General features: G+C 63.7%; 17 protein-coding genes and 1 tRNA gene. 15 read left to right on the top strand and 3 right to left on the bottom strand.

All coding sequences use genetic code 11. From position 1 onward, the window contains the following. Positions 1–45 precede the first annotated feature (45 nt). Positions 46–1440, bottom strand: coding sequence for a class II fumarate hydratase (locus HUJ28_11395; protein ID MBD3620067.1), 1395 nt, complete (start codon positions 1438–1440; stop codon positions 46–48). A 105-nt stretch (positions 1441–1545) separates the two neighbouring features. Here HUJ28_11395 and purB point away from each other — a divergent pair, with 105 nt between their 5' ends. From purB to HUJ28_11335, 12 genes are all read left to right on the top strand, one after another. After that, the gene (gene purB, locus HUJ28_11390) at positions 1546–2913 is read left to right on the top strand and encodes an adenylosuccinate lyase (GenBank protein ID MBD3620066.1); all 1368 of its coding nucleotides are present in this window, start codon (positions 1546–1548) and stop codon (positions 2911–2913) included. After that, positions 2913–4100 (top strand): cupin domain-containing protein, encoded by a 1188-nt coding sequence (locus HUJ28_11385; protein ID MBD3620065.1) that lies wholly within the window; start codon positions 2913–2915, stop codon positions 4098–4100. Before purB ends, HUJ28_11385 begins: the two co-directional genes overlap by 1 nt. Beyond that, on the top strand, positions 4081–4518 hold the full coding sequence (locus tag HUJ28_11380; GenBank protein ID MBD3620064.1) for a GNAT family N-acetyltransferase: 438 nt from the start codon (positions 4081–4083) through the stop codon (positions 4516–4518). Before HUJ28_11385 ends, HUJ28_11380 begins: the two co-directional genes overlap by 20 nt. A gap of 202 nt (positions 4519–4720) precedes the next feature. Continuing rightward, positions 4721–5260 carry a hypothetical protein gene (locus HUJ28_11375; protein ID MBD3620063.1) on the top strand — a complete coding sequence of 180 codons (540 nt, stop codon included), beginning with the start codon at positions 4721–4723 and terminating at the stop codon, positions 5258–5260. After that, positions 5260–6084 carry a hypothetical protein gene (locus HUJ28_11370; GenBank protein ID MBD3620062.1) on the top strand — a complete coding sequence of 275 codons (825 nt, stop codon included), beginning with the start codon at positions 5260–5262 and terminating at the stop codon, positions 6082–6084. Before HUJ28_11375 ends, HUJ28_11370 begins: the two co-directional genes overlap by 1 nt. Positions 6085–6640: 556 nt before the next feature. Continuing rightward, entirely contained in the window at positions 6641–7384 is a 744-nt protein-coding gene (locus HUJ28_11365; GenBank protein MBD3620061.1) for a hypothetical protein, read from the top strand. Between the two features lie 447 nt (positions 7385–7831). Next, positions 7832–8128, top strand: coding sequence for a transposase (locus tag HUJ28_11360; GenBank protein ID MBD3620060.1), 297 nt, complete (start codon positions 7832–7834; stop codon positions 8126–8128). Beyond that, on the top strand, positions 8125–8715 hold the full coding sequence (locus HUJ28_11355) for an IS3 family transposase (GenBank protein ID MBD3620059.1): 591 nt from the start codon (positions 8125–8127) through the stop codon (positions 8713–8715). Before HUJ28_11360 ends, HUJ28_11355 begins: the two co-directional genes overlap by 4 nt. Before the next feature lie 57 nt (positions 8716–8772). Then, the gene (locus tag HUJ28_11350) at positions 8773–8991 is read left to right on the top strand and encodes an IS3 family transposase (GenBank protein ID MBD3620058.1); all 219 of its coding nucleotides are present in this window, start codon (positions 8773–8775) and stop codon (positions 8989–8991) included. A gap of 79 nt (positions 8992–9070) precedes the next feature. Then, on the top strand, positions 9071–9610 hold the full coding sequence (locus HUJ28_11345; GenBank protein ID MBD3620057.1) for a hypothetical protein: 540 nt from the start codon (positions 9071–9073) through the stop codon (positions 9608–9610). Beyond that, on the top strand, positions 9607–10461 hold the full coding sequence (locus tag HUJ28_11340; protein MBD3620056.1) for a hypothetical protein: 855 nt from the start codon (positions 9607–9609) through the stop codon (positions 10459–10461). Before HUJ28_11345 ends, HUJ28_11340 begins: the two co-directional genes overlap by 4 nt. A 43-nt stretch (positions 10462–10504) precedes the next feature. Beyond that, positions 10505–10933, top strand: a complete 429-nt coding sequence (locus HUJ28_11335; GenBank protein ID MBD3620055.1) for a hypothetical protein — start codon at positions 10505–10507, stop codon at positions 10931–10933. 113 nt (positions 10934–11046) lie between these two features. Here HUJ28_11335 and HUJ28_11330 read toward each other — a convergent pair. After that, positions 11047–11122 (bottom strand) — tRNA-Ala (locus HUJ28_11330). A gap of 76 nt (positions 11123–11198) precedes the next feature. Continuing rightward, positions 11199–13388 (bottom strand): 1,4-alpha-glucan branching protein GlgB, encoded by a 2190-nt coding sequence (gene glgB, locus HUJ28_11325; protein MBD3620054.1) that lies wholly within the window; start codon positions 13386–13388, stop codon positions 11199–11201. A gap of 200 nt (positions 13389–13588) precedes the next feature. On the opposite strand from glgB, the gene glgC reads away from it, so the two are divergent. From glgC to malQ, 3 genes are read left to right on the top strand one after another with little or no spacing between them, the layout of a single operon-like run. Next, positions 13589–14854 carry a glucose-1-phosphate adenylyltransferase gene (glgC, locus tag HUJ28_11320; protein MBD3620053.1) on the top strand — a complete coding sequence of 422 codons (1266 nt, stop codon included), beginning with the start codon at positions 13589–13591 and terminating at the stop codon, positions 14852–14854. Beyond that, the gene (locus HUJ28_11315) at positions 14844–16559 is read left to right on the top strand and encodes a glycoside hydrolase (protein ID MBD3620052.1); all 1716 of its coding nucleotides are present in this window, start codon (positions 14844–14846) and stop codon (positions 16557–16559) included. Before glgC ends, HUJ28_11315 begins: the two co-directional genes overlap by 11 nt. A gap of 60 nt (positions 16560–16619) precedes the next feature. Then, positions 16620–18146 carry a 4-alpha-glucanotransferase gene (gene malQ / locus HUJ28_11310; GenBank protein MBD3620051.1) on the top strand — a complete coding sequence of 509 codons (1527 nt, stop codon included), beginning with the start codon at positions 16620–16622 and terminating at the stop codon, positions 18144–18146. Positions 18147–18393 lie beyond the last annotated feature (247 nt).

Raw genomic sequence — 18393 nt, 5'->3', positions numbered from 1 at the left:
AAACGTTTGCTTGCGCGGATAACCCGATGATTATCCATGAGTAATTTAGCCTTCGCTAATACCGCCCTCGGTGAGCCTGGCCGGGTCCAGCAGGCGACGCAGCGTGGCCTCGTCGAGGTCGGTCTCCTCCAGCGCAACCTCCAGCAGCGGGCGGCCCTCGGCATAGGCGCGCTTGGCCACCTTCGCCCCCAGCTCGTAGCCGATCACCGGGTTGAGCGCCGTCACCAGGATGGGGTTCCGCTCCAGGGCCTCGCGCAGCCGCGCCTCGTTCACCACGAAGCCGGCGATGGCCTTGTCGGCCAGCACCTGCGAGGCGCTGGCGAGCAGCGTCAGGCTCTGCAGCAGGTTGTGGGCGATGACCGGCAGCATCACGTTGAGCTGGAAGTTGCCGGACTGGGCGCCGATGGTGATGGCCGTGTCGTTGCCGATGACCTGGGCGCAGACCATGGCGGTGGCCTCCGGGATCACCGGGTTGACCTTGCCCGGCATGATGGAGCTGCCGGGCTGCAGGGAGGGCAGCGCGATCTCGGCCAGGCCGGCCAGCGGGCCGGAGTTCATCCAGCGCAGGTCGTTGGCGATCTTCATCAGCGCCGCGGCGTAGGCCTTGAGCTGGCCGCTCAGCTCCAGGGCGTCGTCCTGCGCGCTCAGGGCCTTGAACTTGTCGGGCGCGGTCTCGAAGGCGATGCCCGTGCGCTCGGTCAGGCGCGTGGCCACCCGCTCGCCGAATTGCGGATGCGCGTTGATGCCCGTGCCCACGGCCGTGCCGCCCAGCGCCAGGCGACGCAGCCGCGGCAGGCTGGACTCGATGCGCGCCACCGCGTCCTCCACCTGCGCGGCCCAGCCACCCAGTTCCTGCGACAGGCGCACGGGCATGGCGTCCATCAGGTGGGTGCGGCCGGTCTTCACGTACTGCTCGCATTCCCAGGCGCGGCGGGTGATGGTCTCCGCCAGGTGGCGCATGGCCGGCAGCAGCGCCTGTTCCACCTGCAGGCAGGCGGCCACGTGGATGGCCGTGGGGATCACGTCGTTGGAGCTCTGCCCCATGTTCACGTGGTCATTGGGGTGCACCCCGGCATCGGCGGCCAGGTGGGCGATCACCTCGTTGGCATTCATGTTGGAGCTGGTGCCGGAGCCAGTCTGGAACACGTCGATGGGAAACTCGCCGTCGTGCCGGCCCTCGGCCACGGCCTCGGCGGCGGTGACGATGGCCCCGGCGCGCGCGGCGTCCAGCAGGCCGAGATCGGCGTTCACCTCGGCGCAGGCGGCCTTGATCAGGCCCAGGGCGCGGATGAAACCGCGCGACATGGGGATGCCGCTGATGGGGAAGTTGTCCACCGCCCGCTGGGTCTGCGCGCCCCACAGGGCGTCGGCGGGCACCTTAAGCTCGCCCATGCTGTCGGTCTCGATGCGATAGTCGCCGCTCTGCTTCTGCTTGCTCATGGTCTCGGGGTTTCCGGTCAGGCGCGCCGGTCGGGAAACCGGCGCGGGTGATGTATAATCCGTGCCCTTCGCACGATCCTTACACGTCATTCTAACGGAGCCGGCATGGAACTCTCATCCCTTACCGCAATTTCCCCCGTCGACGGCCGCTACGGCAGCAAGACCGAGGCGCTGAGGCCCATCTTCAGCGAGTACGGCCTGATCCGTCACCGGGTGCTGGTGGAGGTGCGCTGGCTCCAGGCCCTGGCCGCCTGCCCCGAGGTGATCGAGGTCCCGCCGCTGTCCGAACACGCCAACCACCTCCTCGACCACATCGTCGAGAAGTTCAGCGAGGAGGATGCGCAGCGCGTGAAGAACATCGAGCGCACCACCAACCACGACGTGAAGGCGGTGGAGTACTTCCTCAAGGAGAAGATCGCCGGCAACGCCGAGCTCGAGGCCGTCTCCGAGTTCATCCACTTCGCCTGCACCTCCGAGGACATCAACAACCTCGCCTATGCACTGATGCTCGCCGAGGGCCGCGGCCAGGTGATGCTCAACGAGATGGACGAGATCATCGACACCCTGCGCACCCAGGCCCACCAGTTCGCCGACGCCCCGCTGATGTCGCGCACCCACGGCCAGCCGGCCTCGCCGACCACCATGGGCAAGGAGTTCGCCAACGTGGTCGCGCGTCTGCGCCGCCAGCGCCAGCAGGTGGCCGCCGTGGAGATGCTCGGCAAGATCAACGGCGCGGTGGGCAACTACAACGCCCACCTGGCCGCCTACCCGGACGTGAACTGGCCGGCCTTCGCTGAGCAGTTCGTGAGTTCGCTGGGGCTGACCTGGAACCCCTACACCATCCAGATCGAGCCGCACGACTACATCGCCGAGCTGTTCGACGCCGTGGCCCGCTTCAACACCATCCTCATCGACTTCGCCCGCGACGTCTGGGGCTACATCGCCATGGGCCACTTCCGCCAGAAGGTGGTGGCCGGCGAGGTGGGCTCCTCCACCATGCCGCACAAGGTCAACCCCATCGACTTCGAGAACGCCGAGGGCAACCTGGGCGTGGCCAACGCCCTGTTCACGCACCTGGCGCAGAAGCTCCCGGTCTCGCGCTGGCAGCGCGACCTCACCGACTCCACCGTGCTGCGCACCCTGGGCGTGGGCTTCGCCCACAGCAGCATCGCCTACCAGTCGCTGATGAAGGGCCTGGGCAAGCTGGAGATCAACCGCGAGAGCCTGCAGGACGAGCTCGACCGCAACTGGGAGGTGCTCGCCGAGCCCATCCAGACGGTGATGCGCCGCTACGGCATCGAGAAGCCCTACGAGAAGCTCAAGGAGCTCACCCGCGGCCAGCGCGTCACCCGCGAGGTGATGCAGGCCTTCGTCGACGGCCTCGACATCCCCGAGGAGGCCCGGGCCCGCCTGCGCGCGATGACCCCGGCCAGCTACATCGGCAACGCCGCCGAACAGGCCCGCAACATCTGATGCAGCTGCTCGGCGGACTGAGCGCGGAGGACTTCCTGCGCGACTACTGGCAGCAGCGCCCCCTGCTCGTCCGCCAGGCCATCCCGGGCTTCGCCTCCCCGCTCAGCCCGGACGAGCTCGCGGGCCTGGCCTGCGAAGAAGGCGTCAGTGCGCGCATCATCCGCGAGCACGGCGAGACCGGGCCGTGGCAGGTGAGCTACGGCCCGTTCGCCGAATCGGTCTTCGCCACCCTGCCCGAGACCCACTGGACGCTGCTGGTCTCCGACGTGGAGAAGCACGTGCCGGAGCTGCTCAACGTCATCGAGCCCTTCCGCTTCCTGCCCGACTGGCGCATCGACGACCTCATGATCAGCTACGCCCCCGAGGGCGGCTCGGTAGGCCCGCACATCGACGACTACGACGTGTTCCTGCTGCAGGCCCACGGCCACCGCCGCTGGCAGATCGGCGGCGTGCCGCTGCAGGAGGAACGCTACCTGCCGGACCTGGAGCTGCGCATCCTGGAGCGCTTCGACGCCGCCGAGGACTGGGTGCTGGCCCCCGGCGACATGCTCTACCTGCCGCCGCGCTACGCCCACCACGGCGTGGCCACCGACGACTGCCTCACCTACTCCATCGGCTTTCGCGCCCCGGCGCAGCGCGAGCTGGTCACGGGCTTCGCCGAGTTCCTCGCCGCCCGCCTGCCCGCCGCCGCCCGCTACGGCGATGCCGGCATGGCGCCGGTGCAGAAGAAAGGCGAGATCGATGCCGCCGCGCTCGAACGCGTGCGCGCCCTGCTCGCCCCGGTGCTGCAGGCCGGGGACAATGCGCTCGCCGTCTGGTTCGGCCAGTACGTCACCGAGCCGAAGAACCCGGAGCTCGCCGAGCTGCTCTACGATCCGCCGACGGACGACAGCGCCGCCCTGCGCGCACGGCTCGCCGCCGGCACCCCGCTGGAGCGGGCGGCCGTCTCCCGCCTCGCCTTCATCGCCGAGGACGAGCGCCTGCTGTTCTTCTGGGACGGCCACTGCCGCATCCTGCCCAACGAGGCCCGCGCCACGGTCGAGACCCTCTGCGAGGGCTACCGCTACGCCCCGCGCGTGAGCCAGGCCCTGGCCCGCGACGACGCCCTCTTCGCCCTGGCCCACGCCCTGTTCCAGAGCGGCTGCCTCGGCTTCGAGGCGGACGACGATGACGGCCTCAACGGCTGAGCTGCGCCTGGCCGACTGGGCCCGGGACGAGCCGGCCCTGGCGCTGATCCGCCGCGAGGTCTTCATCGAGGAGCAGCAGGTGCCGGAGGCCCTGGAGTGGGACGGGCTCGATGCGGCCGCCGTGCACGTGCTGGCCGAGACGCGGGACGGCACGCCCATCGGCACCGCGCGCCTGCTCGCCGACGGCCACATCGGCCGCATGGCCGTACGCGCCCCCTGGCGCGGCAACGGCATCGGCCGCGCCCTGCTCGAGGCCCTGCTCGCCGAGGCCCGCCGGCAGGGCATGGCGGAGGTCTTCCTCCACGCCCAGACCCACGCCATCCCCTTCTACGAGCGCGCCGGCTTCACCACCGAGGGCGAGGTCTTCATGGACGCCGGCATCCCCCACCGGCAGATGCGCCGCCCCCTCACCGACTGACGCGCAGGCGGCTGGGACACGCGACGGACAAGCGTGGCGTGTCCCAGCCGCCACACCGTCATCCCTTCCCCCACACCTCGTCATCCCCGCGAAAGCGGGGATCCAGTAAACGAACCCACCTCATCCCCCTGGTTCACGACAGCGCGTGAATGACGCTAATCGATGCGCTATCCTCGAGCGATATCCACAGCGCAGAGACGACATGGCCGACGACACCCTGCATCCCCTGCTCGCCGATCCCGACCGCTACCAGCTCGGCACCGACCACGAACCGCTGCGGCTCGACAACATCGAGCAGAACCGCCTCGCCGCACTCCTGCTCGCCCGGCAGGCGCGCCGCTCGCTGCACATCGTCACCCGCGACATGGACCCGGCCGTCTACGACACCGCCGAGTTCGATGACGCCATCGCCGAACTCGCGCGCCAGAGCCGCTACGCCGAGGTCCGCATCCTGGTGAACAACACCGAGCACGCCATCGCCCACGGCCACCGCCTGATCGAGACCGCCCGCCGGCTCAGCAGCTACATCCAGATCCGGCGCCTGCGCCCCGAGCAGGCCCACTACAACGAGGCCTTCCTCGTCGCCGACCGGCGCGGCGTGCTGCACCGCGGCAAGGGCGACCTCTACGAGGCCACGCTGGAGTTCAACAACCCCGCCCGCGCCCGCGACCTGCACAACGAATTCACCAGCCTGTGGGAGCACGCCGAGCACGAGCCCAACTTCCAGCGCCTGCATTTATGATGCGCGCCGCCACCCTGCTCCTTGCCCTCCTGCTCGCGGCACTCGGCGGCACCGCTATCGCCGCCGCGGGCGACCGGCTCGAGATCATCGAACTGCGCAACCGCCCCGCCGAGGAAGTCATCCCGCTGGTGCGCCCCCTGCTCCAGCCGCAGGACGCCCTCACCGGCACCGGCTACCAGCTCATCATCCGCGCCGCCCCCGAACGCATCCGCGAGGTCCGCGAGCTCGTCCGCCAGCTCGACCAGGCCCAGAAGAACATGCTCGTCACCGTCAGCGCCGGCCGTGCCGAAGACCTGCGCGACCGCGAGATCGGCGCCAGCGGCCGCATCGAGAACGAGCGCGGCAGCGTCACCCTGGGCGACACCGACGAAGAAGGCCTGCACGGCACGCTACGGGAACGCAGCACCCGCGGCCAGACCACCCGCGCCAGCTCCCTACGCGTGCTCGAAGGCCAGAGCGCCTTCATCCGCACCGGCGGCGACGTGCCCTACGTCACCACCGCCGCCATCATCACCGGCAACCGGGTCATCACCTCCAGCGGCGTCGAATACCGGCGCGTGGAAACCGGTTTCTACGTCACCCCGAGGATCTCCGGCGACCGCGTCTACCTGCACATCCGCCCCGTGCAGCAGTCACTGCAGTCCGACCAGACCATCGCCACCCAGGAGGCCGTGACCACGATCTCGGGGCCGGTGGGCGAATGGATCACCATTGGCGGCGTGGCAGAGGAAGAGCGGTATGAATCCAGCGGCACCGCCTCGCGCCAATGGGAGACGCGCGGGCGGGATGATGCGATTAGCGTGAAGGTGGAGGTGATTGAGTGACGTCGCGGTTGACCGGTTTCACTTCGATTGTCCGGTTTGCTTTTTCCAAGCGACTGATTTCTATGGGGCCCCTCTGTTACGGGTCCCAAATGACCGGTTTAAAACGGTCTTTTAGGCCCACTAATTGTAGTTATACGTCAAAGGAGTGATATTCAGGTGTGGCACCACGGTCTTATACCTTCATTGAGCCCAGAAACTCTGATACAGAGGCGGAGCAGATGGGCTGCTTCGGAGAGACCTACTCGCTAGGTCGTTCCTACTTTGGAGGCGAAAATGGCCAAGACGAAAGATCGGAAGCTAAAGAAGGTACATGTACCTGAGCATACAAAGGTGGTTAAAGGCAAAAAGGTGAAAGTTAAGGAGCATTATCGCTCCACACCTGATTAATCTTTAATTGCTGCTCCCGTGGTGTCACACACTAAATATCATTTATAGTGAATAGCATGAAGAAACGTATAACAATTAGCTCAAGTCGTTCGCTATCGCTCACTGGGACGCTCCGCCGCGCTGCGGCTCCGCGCCCCTTAGCAAAACGTTATACCTTAATAGGGAAATGATGGATAAGACAACAATATCAGTAGTAACAATAGGCCATATGCCCAGCGAGTTTGATAAAAGAAAAATCAAAAGCTGGAAGTCAGCCCTATTCTCAGTCGTGGGCGATATTGAAAATTACTCCCTTACACAAGATTCGGATGGTTATGGGTGGGAATTTACTGATGCCAAACTTGAACAGGTTTTGCCGGAACAATTTACAGGCAATTTTCTCATCGCAATTGTAAATGTTCCTCTTGAGTACAACTGGTATACACGCCGACTTAGTAAAAACAGAGTGGTTTTTACCTTTCACGAAATTAAAGATATTTTAAATGGCTTTAATATACCGTTAGAAAATGCAGTATTTCGGCTCTTATATGCTTACACCTTTTTATACAAACGTAGTGGAGAGCGAATACCGCTGAATGATGAGGCCACAAATTTCACACATGATGAAACCCGTGGTTGCCTATTTGATATGAACGGCATCAAAACAGATATTATATATTCACTCCACGAACCAATTATCTGTCCTGATTGTGTTGAGCGCCTACGAAAGGAGAAGGTATCGAATGAAACCATCTCAAAAGCTCAAAATGAAATTATAAAAATAAAAAAACCATTGTTTTATAGAATTGTTTCATTTGTGAAAAAACATCCAATTTGGTCAATGGTTATTTCTGCCATTTCAGCAATTATCCTGGGCGCAATAGGCTCTTATATAGCTACCGTAATTTATGAGGCAACGAAAAATACGGTATAACAAGGCGCTCGTTCGGACGCAAACTACGCTACGCTTCGTCTGCGCCGCACAGCTTAAACGTTAGGCGTCTAAGAATGCGTAGATATCTAATTCCTAGCATTGTCTATCTGGCGCTTTCTGCAGTATATCTCGGCCTAAGCAATGCGCCAGTCCGAGTACACGCTCTGTCTCTCGCTGTTTTGGTTGTAGCATTCCTTGTTCCGAGCATCTGGTCTACCTATCTTCAAAGTTGGCGAAAGCGTTTGATCGTGTCCAGTATTTTTGCTTTGTTAGCGATCCTAGCGTGGGATGCAGCAGCGCACTTAGTCATTACCAAAGCCGAACCGTTTTCAATCCTCTTTCAGAGCGGCTGGCCATACCTTGTTGTGGCAATTCCGGGGACAGTATGAGGCACCCCTGATATTCCGGACACCCAGATAAGGGGATAATGCCCCGGAGAGGTGTCCGATGCAAAAGCGTAAAACCTTTAGCCGAGAATTCAAACTCGAAGCGGTGCGGCTGCTGAAGAAGGGCGATAAGCCAGCTGCTGAGATCGCCCGACAATTGGGCATTGCCCGAAATAAGCTGTACCTCTGGCGCGACGAGGTTGAGGCCCATGGCGACCAGGCATTTCCCGGCCGTGGCCGCCCCACCAGTGACAAGGATGCCGAGATTGCTCGGCTGAAGCGTGAGCTGGACCGGGTTACCGAGGAGCGTGACATTTTAAAAAAAGCCGCGCTGTACTTTGCCAAGGAATCGAGGTGAGGTACGCCTTCATGGACGAGCATCGCGATAAATTCCATGTGAGCACCATGTGTGCTGCGCTAGGTGTAAGCCGCAGCGGGTATTACGAGTGGCGTGCTCGCACCCCCAGTCGTCGCGCCGAGGAAGATAATCGCCTGCTCCGGCTTATCCGTGAGGTGCATCAGGAGTCACGCGAGAACTATGGCGATTACAAGACCTGGAGGGCACTACGGGACCGTGGCGAAACCTGCGGACGGCACCGGGTAACCCGACTGCGCAGGCTCGACGGCCTGGTTGCCAAGCGCGTGCGCCGTTTCCGCCAGACCTATGCGGCACGCAGCAACCATGAACCTGTGGCGCCAAACCTGCTCAACCGCAACTTCACGGCGACACGTCCAAACCAGGTATGGGTCACGGATATCACCTTTGTGCCGACCCGGCGTGGGTGGCTCTATGTGGCTGCTGTCGTGGACCTTTTTGCGCGCCGGATCGTCGGCTGGGCCATGAGTCAGCGCATCGACCAGCAGCTCGTGCTGGATGCCCTGCACATGGCTGTGAAACGTCGACGACCGGAGCCAGGCCTCATCATCCACAGCGATCAGGGGTAGCAATACGTCGGCGCCGTGTATCGCGCCAGGCTAAAGCACTATGGCATCGTGCAAAGCATGAGCCGCAAGGGCAACTGCCTCGACAATGCCGTGGCTGAGAGCTTCTTCAGCAACTTGAAGAATGAGCTGGTGCATCATGTCGTATTTGAAGACCGGGACGCGGCGCGCACAGCCATCTTCGAATACATGGAGGTGTTCTACAATCGCCTACGTCTGCATCAATCGCTGGGCTTCACAACCCCAGTCGATTTCGAGATGATGTCGGAATTGGCTTAACCATGTGTCCGGAAAACCGGGGGTACCTCAACCTGACCCCGCAGGCGCATCCGGGAATGTGCGACAGTTTAAGAGTTTCTTGCAAAAAGGCATCGATCAAAATCATACGATCAATCTCGCGGGACACAGTCAGGGTGGGCTGATTACCTATCGTGCGATTGATGGATTGGATTTTACTAATGGAGAACCAAACACTAAAACAGGTACGATTCAGCTGTCGGGGGCGCCAGTGAGGGCAACGAAATTCTTTAAGGTAGCGCAAGAATCAGGGTTTAAAGTGAATGAAGAAACGACTGATTCAACTGAGAGTCGGGTAGTATTTCAGGTCAATCGACCCGATGGGAAATCTACAATCTTTGGCACGAGAGTCGTCGATTCAGTAGCAGATATGCCGCTTCTTGGAAATAATTGGAATAGGGAAAGACCTGTATCGTTTATCGACAGTTTTGCATCAATCCCGCTCGTCTTGTTCGGTGGCGATAAAAGTCCACATAGTGATTACATTTGTCAGGGGGTGGCATGTGCCGGAGGTCAACAACCGTCAGTCGAGCATTTCAGAAACACACATCCGAAGCCGATATTGATACTTCACGATGGTAGTCAGGTGCGTGCACAATGATTTCCCGAATCATTGCAATCGGTATTGTTTCTCTTATTCATGTCGGGTGTGGAGTCGTTAATAACCCTTTCAAGCCAGACACAGTGATAATGCGTGACGCATGTGGGTTTGATTTCGAGCAAACAGTTGAGTTAGAGCGCGTGCGCTTTACGCCATCTGGTTACTGGTCGGATCTTACACCCTGTCAATCAGTCCTGATCAGTCATGATACGCAAAGAGATGGATGGAGAGTATCTGTTATGGGTGGGTTTAGTTACAGTGAGGTCATAGGAGTAACTGAAGTCGCACATTTCGGTATCGGTACTGACATTCATCTAATTGGGAAGCCATTTGTCACTCCTGAAGAGTGGCTTGCATTAAGTCAGGTTGAGTGGAGCGAGAGACAGGAGTCACATGACTACGTTGAACGTGACATAACCAGAATTCGTCATGGAAGTCTTGAATGTTGGAGAATTGCTTCAAATAGTTATAAGCGGAACGCTGAACGCGAGGTGACAGATGAGCAAACACATTCCGGTGTAGGGTATGCATGTTGGGAGATCGGAAATGATCGATACCATCACATAGGATTTAGCGCAGGCTTTTATTATAAAAACGGTAAGCCGCTTTACGATATTGATATCGATCAGGTGTTTCTCAGGCCGGTGCTCGAATCCATCGAGCTGAAAGATCTTAGTGCTGAAGCATATGAGCAGCGCCTTACAGAAACACGACAACGTGAGAGGGCGCGTTGCAATCGACTCGTGAAAGGTGCGTGGGAGTCTGGTACTCGCAACATCGATGACCACTATAAGCAGCTTATTCGCGAATGCGGCTACGACCCGAGCACGCTGAAGCGAATAGCACAGTAGAGATCGAGACGTAGTAAGTGATTACTTTAGCAAGGAGAGCGTAATGATCAGATATATCGCACTGGCCGTATTCGGCCTTTTACTGACCGGGTGTGCATCCACCCAGACGAAGCCGCAGCGGGACGTTCTGGCTGAGGCGGCCACCACGTTCGGCGGCGGTGACTTTATCTACATAGACATTCCTTCGCACGGCGCCATTGGCGATGGCGTGGCCATCGCGGCGGGGGGCGGCGCCAACGCTACGCGCCTTGGAGGAACACTGGACGATCTTTCTAGATCGAGCGATGGGAAGGTGCTCGTCTCGGGTCGGAATTCCGCGCTGGTCAATGCCGTAATCAAGGGCGCTGTGGAGGGGAAGGCCTATCCCGGCGTTTGGCTGATCTATGCCGGTGATGAAAAGTACGCCACGCCGTTGAAAGAGCTCGTGGAGGGTGCTGACATGAGATATTCGTTCATCGATATCCGTCAGTAATCCGTACCGACCCTGACGCCGGCCAGCGGGTGATCAAGCGCGGCCCGCACGGTGTATGGTCTGACCGGAAACGAAAAAGGCGCGCCATCGGCGCGCCTTTTTCGTTTGGGATGTGGTGGAGCGGAGGAGGATCGAACTCCCGACCTTCGCATTGCGAACGCGACGCTCTCCCAGCTGAGCTACCGCCCCATGAGGTACAGGGGCGTAATGATAGCGCCTTCGCCGGGGTCTGCCAATGCCCTAACAATGCCCTGGCGGTGCCTGCCTAGGTGTCCCGGCGGCGCAGGACGAGGGCGCCGAGCGGGGGGAGGGTGAGGCTGACGGACCAGGGGCGGCCCATCCAGGGGGTGGGTTCGGCCTGGATCGCGTGGCCGTTGCCGGTGTTGCTGCCGCCGTAGTGGGCGGAGTCGGAGTTGAGGATCTCCTCGTAGACGCCGTCGTCCGGGACGCCGATGCGGTAGTGGTGGCGGGGAACGGGGGTGAAGTTGAGGATGACGAGGCGGTAGTCGTCGTCACTCTTGCGCAGGTAGCTGACGATGGACTGGGCGCTGTCGTGGCAGTCGATCCACTCGAAGCCCTGGTGCTCGAAGTCGTAGCGGTGCAGGGCGGGCTCGTCGCGGTAGAGGCGGTTGAGGTCGCCGACGAGGCGCTGCATGCCGCTGTGGTGGGGGAACTGCAGCAGGTACCAGTCCAGTGCCTGGCCGTGGTTCCATTCGTCGCCCTGGCCGAATTCGCAGCCCATGAACAGGAGCTTCTTGCCCGGGTAGGTGAACATGAGGCTGTAGAGCAGGCGCAGGTTGGCGAAGCGCTGCCACTCGTCGCCGGGCATGCGGTAGAGCAGGGAGCGCTTGCCGTGCACGACCTCGTCGTGGGAGAAGGGCAGGACGAAGTTCTCGGTGAAGGCATACAGCAGGCCGAAGGTGAGCCGGTCGTGGTGGTAGCTGCGGTGCACCGGGTCCTGCTGGAAGTATTCGAGGGTGTCGTGCATCCAGCCCATGTTCCACTTCATGGCGAAGCCCAGGCCGCCGAGCCACGGCGGGCGGGTGACCTGGGGCCAGGCGGTGGATTCCTCGGCGATGATGAGTGTGCCCGGGTGCTGGCCCTGCACGGTGCCGTTGAGGTCGCGCAGGAAGTCGATGGCGGCGAGGTTTTCGTTGCCGCCGAACTTGTTGGGCACCCAGTCGCCGGGCTCGCGGGAGTAGTCGAGGTAGAGCATGGAGGCGACGGCGTCCACGCGCAGGCCGTCGATGTGGAACTCCTCCACCCAGTACATGGCGCTGCCGATGAGGAAGTTGCGGACCTCGTTGCGCTCGTAGTTGAAGATCAGCGTGCCCCAGTCGCGGTGTTCGCCCAGGCGCGGGTCCTCGTGTTCGTACAGCGCGGTGCCGTCGAAGCGGGCCAGGCCGTGGGCATCCTTGGGGAAGTGGCCGGGGGCCCAGTCGAGCAGCACGCCGATGCCGTGCCGGTGGCAGTGGTCGACGAAGTAGCGGAAGTCGTCCGGGCTGCCGAAGCGGCTGGTGGGGGCGTAGTAGCCGATGGTCTGGTACCCCCAGGAGGCATCCAGCGGGTGTTCGGTGACGGGCAGCAGTTCGATGTGGGTGAAGCCGGTCTCGCGGCAGTGCTCGACCAGGCGGTGGGCGAGCTCGCGGTAGTCGAGGAACTGGCCGTGCTCGTCGCGCTGCCAGGAGCCGAGATGCACCTCGTAGATGGACAGGGGGGCGTGCTGCCAGTCGCGGTGACGGCGCGCCTCCAGCCAGGCCTGATCGCCCCAGGTGAAGCCGCTCTCCGGCGGGATGCGGCTGGCGGTGCCCGGCCGGCGCTCGAAGTGCTGGCCGTAGGGGTCGGCCTTGGTCAGGAGCTGGCCCTGACGGTTGTAGATCTCGTACTTGTAGTGCTGGCCGGCGTCGATGTCCGGGATGAAGAGTTCCCACACGCCGCTGCCGCCGCGCGAGCGCATGGGATGGATGCGTCCGTCCCAGTGGTTGAAGTCGCCGACCACGCTGACGCGCTCGGCGTTCGGCGCCCACACGGCGAAGCGCACGCCGGCCACGGCGTCGATCACGCAGGGATGGGCGCCGAGCACGCGGTAGATGTGCCAGTGACGGCCCTCGCCGAACAGGTGCAGGTCGAAGTCGCCGAGCTGGGCGGGGAAGGCATAGGGGTCGTGGCGCTCATGCCACTGGCCCTGGGTGTCCTGCCAGCGCAGACGGTAGCGCGCGGGCAGCGCGTCGGCATCGCCCTGCCACTCGAAGAGGTCCGTGCCCTCGATGCGCCGCATCGGGGCATCGAGGTCGGCGATGCGCGCTTCGCGGGCATGGGGGAGGAAGGCGCGGATCGTCGCGCCGGCCGCGTCGTCGTGGCGTCCGAGCACGGTGAAGGGGTCGTGATGCCGGGCCTCCAGCAGGCGGCGCAGGGCGTCGTCGGAGAGGCGGCTGGCGGGTTGGGCGGCCTTCATGGAGTCGGTATCCCTGCCTTGAGCGTGTTCAGCATTATGTAATAGAAACGGGGCGGCAAAGAAGCCATACTAGGGCTTCGCAGGAACGCGGCGCCGCGCCGGGCAGATCCATCCCGTGCAGTTACCGGGCCAGTTTCAGTGGCTGCGGCCCCATTCTTGCACATATGGACTTCAGTGACAGATCGGGAATCCCATCGCCAATGAAACTGAAATCGCAACGCTTCATCAGCCGCATCACCCGAGACACCCTGGCCCTGATCCTGGCCGGTGGACGCGGCTCACGCCTCAAGCAGCTGACCATGTGGCGCGCCAAGCCCGCCGTGCCCTTCGGCGGCAAGTTCCGCATCATCGATTTCCCGCTCTCCAACTGCATCAACTCCGGCATCCGCCAGGTGGGCGTGCTCACCCAGTACAAGGCCCATTCCCTGATCCAGCACGTGCAGAAGGGCTGGGGCTTTCTGCGCGGCGAGTTCGGCGAGTTCGTCGAGATCCTGCCGGCGCAGCAGCGCATCGAGACCTCCTGGTACGAGGGCACGGCCGACGCGGTCTACCAGAACCTCGACATCATCCGCCGCCACAATCCCGAGTACGTGATGATCCTGGCGGGCGATCATGTCTACAAGATGGACTACGGCCAGATGATCGCCTATCACGTCGAGTCCGGCGCGGACATGACGGTGGGCTGCCTGGAGGTGGATCTGAAGACCGCGCAGTCCTTCGGCGTGATGGCGGTGGACGGCGACGGGCAGGTGACCGATTTCGCCGAGAAGCCCGAGGAGCCCGCGGCGATGCCGGGCAAGCCGGACACGGCGCTGGCCTCGATGGGCATCTACGTCTTCAACACGGCCTTCCTGTTCGAGCAGCTCATCAAGGATGCCGACATGCCGGGCTCGAGCCACGACTTCGGCAAGGACATCATCCCCTCCATCATCGACCGCTACCGCGTGATGGCCTTCCCGTTCCGCGACCCGGAGACGGGCACCCAGGCCTACTGGCGTGACGTCGGTACCGTGGACTCCTACTGGGCGGCCAACATGGAGCTCATCGGGGTGACGCCGGAGCTCAACCTCTACGACGAGTACTGGCCGATCTGGACCTACCAGGAACAGCTGCCGCCGGCGAAGTTCGTGTTCGACGACGACGACCGCCGCGGCATGGCGGTGGATTCCATGGTCTCCGGCGGCTGCATCATCTCCGGCGCCTACCTGCGCCACTCGCTGCTGTTTTCCAACGTGCGCATCGATTCCTTCTCGCAGGTCGAGGATGCGGTGATCCTGCCGGATGTCGAGATCGGCAGCGACTGCCGCATCACCAGGGCGGTGATCGACAAGGGCTGCCGCATCCCGCCCGGCACGGTGATCGGCGAGGATGCGGAAGAGGACGCGCGGCGCTTCCATGTCTCCCCGGGCGGGGTGGTACTGGTGACACCGGAGATGCTGGGCACGAGCATCCGCTATGTCCGCTAGCGACAAACTGAAGGTGGTGCTGTGCTGGCACATGCACCAGCCGCAGTACCAGGACCTGCTCAGCGGCGACTATCACCTGCCGTGGACCTACCTGCACGCCACCAAGGACTACATCGACATGGCCGCGCACCTGCGCGCCGTGCCGGGCGCCCGGGCGGTGGTGAACTTCGCGCCCATCCTGCTCGAACAGATCGACGACTACGCCCGCCAGCTGCACGCCTACCTCAACCAGGGCACGCCCATCCGCGACACGCTGCTGGCGGCCCTGGCCAACCCGGTGCTGCCGCAGGAGCCCGCTGCCCGCATGGTGCTGGCCGAGGCCTGCGTGCGCGCCAACGAGCACCGGCTGATCGATCCCTATCCCCAGTTCAAGCTGCTGGCCGACATGGTGCGCTGGTACCGGCGTCACCCGGAAGGGCTGGCCTACGTGAACGAGGGCTTCCTCGCCGATCTGCTGGTCTGGTATCACCTGGCCTGGATGGGTGAGACCACGCGCCGGCGCGACGAGCGCGTGGCCCGGCTGATGGACCGGCAGAGCGGCTATACACTGGAGGATCGCCGGCAGCTGCTGCAGATCATCTGCGAACAGCTGGGCAGCGTGGTCGAGCAGTATCGCGCCCTGGCCGAGCAGGGGCAGGTGGAGCTCTCCATGACCCCCTATGCCCATCCCATCATGCCGCTGCTGCTGGATACGCGGGCCGCGCAGGATGCCATGCCCGGCGTGGAGCTGCCGGCCGGCGGCCAGTATCCGGGCGGCGAGGAGCGCGTGCGCTGGCACATCGTGGAGGGCATCCGCGTCTTCGAACGCTACTTCGGTTTCCGGCCCGCCGGCTGCTGGCCCTCCGAGGGCGGGGTGAGCGCCGCCACGCTGCGCCTGCTCGGCGAACACGGCTTTCGCTGGGCCGCCAGCGGCGAGACGGTGCTGGCCAACAGCCTCAAGGCCGTCAACGGCGGCGAGGTCGACCCGACCAAGCGCTGGCTGCACGCCCCCTACCGGCTGGAGGAGGCCGCCACCGCCTGCTTCTTCCGCGACGACGGCCTCTCGGACGCCATCGGCTTCAAGTATGCCGACTGGCACGCCGACGATGCGGTGGGCGACTTCGTGCATCACCTGGAGAACATCGCCACGGCCTGCGCCGACGCCCGCCAGGACTGCGTGGTCTCGGTGATCCTGGACGGCGAGAATGCCTGGGAGTACTACCCGAACAACGGCTATTACTTCCTCAGCGCCCTGTATGCCCGGCTGGCCGATCACCCGACCATCGAGCTCACCACCTTCAGTGCGGCGCTGGATGCGGTCGCGCCCCGGCCGCTGGCCACGCTCACCGCCGGCAGCTGGGTGTACGGCAGCTTCTCCACCTGGATCGGCGACACCGACAAGAACCGCGGCTGGGACATGCTCATCGACGCCAAGCGGGTGTTCGACCGCCTGGTGTCAGAGGGCCGGCTCGGTGGCGAACGCCTGGAGCGCGCCACCCGCCAGCTCGCCATCTGCGAGGGCTCGGACTGGTGCTGGTGGTTCGGCGACTACAACCCGGCCAATTCGGTGAGCGCCTTCGAGCGCCTCTACCGCCTGCACCTGGCCAATCTCTACCAGATCATGGGCGAGGCGCCGCCCGAATACCTGGCGCACAGTTTCACGCACGGTGGCGGCAGCCCGGCCACCGGCGGGGTGATGCGGCAGGGGCAGCGGCCGCAGGCCTAGCAGGGCCGCAGAGGAGGGACAGGGATGCGTCCGCACGATTACGAGACCCGAACAGCCCGGATGGAGGAAGGGACCGGCTTGACGCGCACCACGACCAAGGCACGTACCCCGCTGGACCGCCGTCGCGCCGGTGTCGTGCTACATCCGACCTCGTTGCCGGGCGAGGCCCCCGTCGGCGGCCTCGGGTCCGCTGCCTTCCGTTTCGTCGACTTGCTGGCCCGCTCCGGGCTGAGTGTCTGGCAGGTGCTGCCGCTCGGTCCCACCGCCCCGCTGGGCTCGCCCTACCAGGGCGAGTCGGCCCATGCCGGCAACACCTGGCTCATCGGCCTCGAACCCCTGCGGGCGCAGGGCTGGCTGGAGGACGACAGCGCGCCGCCGCAGGCCCTCGATGCCTGGGCGGCGTGGCATGCCGCCCGCCTGCGCGAGGCGCGCGCCGGCTTTCTGGCCCGCGCCGATCAGGCCGAGCGCCGCAGCCTCGCAGCCTTTTGCGAGACCAATGCCGAGTGGCTGGACGACTATGTCCTGTTCCGTGCCCTGAGCCACGAGCATGACGAACGCCCCTGGTGGGAGTGGGCGCCCGAGCTGCGCGACCGCGAGCCGGCGGCGCTCGACGCCACGCGCGGGCGGCTCGCGGCGGTGCTCGACCAGCACCGCTTCGAGCAGTATCTCTTCTACCGGCAATGGGCCGATCTGCGCCGCTACGCCAATACCCGCGGCATCCTGCTGTTCGGCGACATGCCCATCTTCGTCGCCCACAACTCCGCCGATGTCTGGGCCGAGCCGCAGTACTTCGATCTCGACGCGCAGGGCCAGCCGCACCACGTGGCCGGCGTGCCGCCGGATTATTTCTCGGCCACGGGCCAGCGCTGGGGCAACCCGCTGTACGACTGGGAGGCGATGCAGGCCGACGACTTCGCCTGGTGGGAGCGGCGCCTGCGCACCCTGGAGACCCAGTTCGACCTGATCCGCGTGGACCACTTCCGCGGTTTTCAGGCCTACTGGTCCATCCCGGCCGGCGAGGAGACGGCCATCCAGGGACAGTGGATCACTGCGCCCGGCGAGGCGCTGTTTCGCCGGCTGCGCGAGCGGCTGGGCAACCTGCCGCTGGTGGCCGAGGACCTGGGCACCATCACCCCCGAGGTCGAGGCCCTGCGCGACGCCTGGGGCCTGCCGGGCATGAAGATCCTGCAGTTCGCCTTCGATGGCAGCCCCGACAACCCCTATCTGCCGGACCACCACGTCGACAACGCCGTGGTCTACACGGGCACCCACGACAACGACACCAGCCTGGGCTGGTACGCCTCGCTGGACGAGGCCACACGTCGCTACGTGCATGACTACCTGGGCGAGCCCGACGAGCCCATGCCCTGGCCGCTGATCCGCGCCGCGCTGGGCTCGGTCGCGCGCCTGGCCATGGTGCCCATGCAGGACCTGCTCGCCCTCGACGGCGGACACCGCATGAACGTACCGGGCACGGTGAAGGACAACTGGACCTGGCGCTTCGACTGGGACCAGGTCGGCGACGACCTGCCGCCGCGTGTGCGGCACCTGGTCGAGCTGTATGACCGGGAGGGGGGTGAAGTTTGAAGTTTGAAGTCTCACGTCATAGGGCGGCCCGTGGCCGCCGTGCACCTTTCTCTTCGGCATCGTCCGTCCGGCGGCCGCGGGCCGCCCTGTCGGGATGGTCGTGAGGGACTGGGTGTAGGGGGCGTTCGATGTGAATGCGTTTTGCCACAGAGGGCACAGAGGAAGAATACAGCCCGGTTGTCCTCTGTGATCTCCGTGCCCTCTGTGGCAGATTAGATTTTCACGCCTAACGCCCACATCAAGGAAC

The sequence above is a fragment of the Chromatiales bacterium genome (assembly GCA_014762505.1).
Lineage (GTDB): Bacteria > Pseudomonadota > Gammaproteobacteria > SpSt-1174 > SpSt-1174 > SpSt-1174.
The sequence above is the reverse complement of the archived record's forward strand: the minus strand, read 5'-3'. Positions and strand labels throughout refer to the sequence as shown.

Coding starts and splice junctions, on each gene's coding strand:
- HUJ28_11360 (MBD3620060.1), top strand. CDS start 7,832: ATGCAAAAGCGTAAAACCTTTAGCCGAGAATTCAAACTCGAAGCGGTG.
- glgB (MBD3620054.1), bottom strand. CDS start 13,388: ATGAAGGCCGCCCAACCCGCCAGCCGCCTCTCCGACGACGCCCTGCGC.
- HUJ28_11315 (MBD3620052.1), top strand. CDS start 14,844: ATGTCCGCTAGCGACAAACTGAAGGTGGTGCTGTGCTGGCACATGCAC.
- HUJ28_11375 (MBD3620063.1), top strand. CDS start 4,721: ATGGCCGACGACACCCTGCATCCCCTGCTCGCCGATCCCGACCGCTAC.
- HUJ28_11385 (MBD3620065.1), top strand. CDS start 2,913: ATGCAGCTGCTCGGCGGACTGAGCGCGGAGGACTTCCTGCGCGACTAC.
- HUJ28_11380 (MBD3620064.1), top strand. CDS start 4,081: ATGACGGCCTCAACGGCTGAGCTGCGCCTGGCCGACTGGGCCCGGGAC.
- HUJ28_11365 (MBD3620061.1), top strand. CDS start 6,641: ATGGATAAGACAACAATATCAGTAGTAACAATAGGCCATATGCCCAGC.
- HUJ28_11350 (MBD3620058.1), top strand. CDS start 8,773: ATGAGCCGCAAGGGCAACTGCCTCGACAATGCCGTGGCTGAGAGCTTC.
- glgC (MBD3620053.1), top strand. CDS start 13,589: ATGAAACTGAAATCGCAACGCTTCATCAGCCGCATCACCCGAGACACC.
- HUJ28_11340 (MBD3620056.1), top strand. CDS start 9,607: ATGATTTCCCGAATCATTGCAATCGGTATTGTTTCTCTTATTCATGTC.
- malQ (MBD3620051.1), top strand. CDS start 16,620: ATGGAGGAAGGGACCGGCTTGACGCGCACCACGACCAAGGCACGTACC.
- HUJ28_11370 (MBD3620062.1), top strand. CDS start 5,260: ATGCGCGCCGCCACCCTGCTCCTTGCCCTCCTGCTCGCGGCACTCGGC.
- HUJ28_11395 (MBD3620067.1), bottom strand. CDS start 1,440: ATGAGCAAGCAGAAGCAGAGCGGCGACTATCGCATCGAGACCGACAGC.
- HUJ28_11335 (MBD3620055.1), top strand. CDS start 10,505: ATGATCAGATATATCGCACTGGCCGTATTCGGCCTTTTACTGACCGGG.
- purB (MBD3620066.1), top strand. CDS start 1,546: ATGGAACTCTCATCCCTTACCGCAATTTCCCCCGTCGACGGCCGCTAC.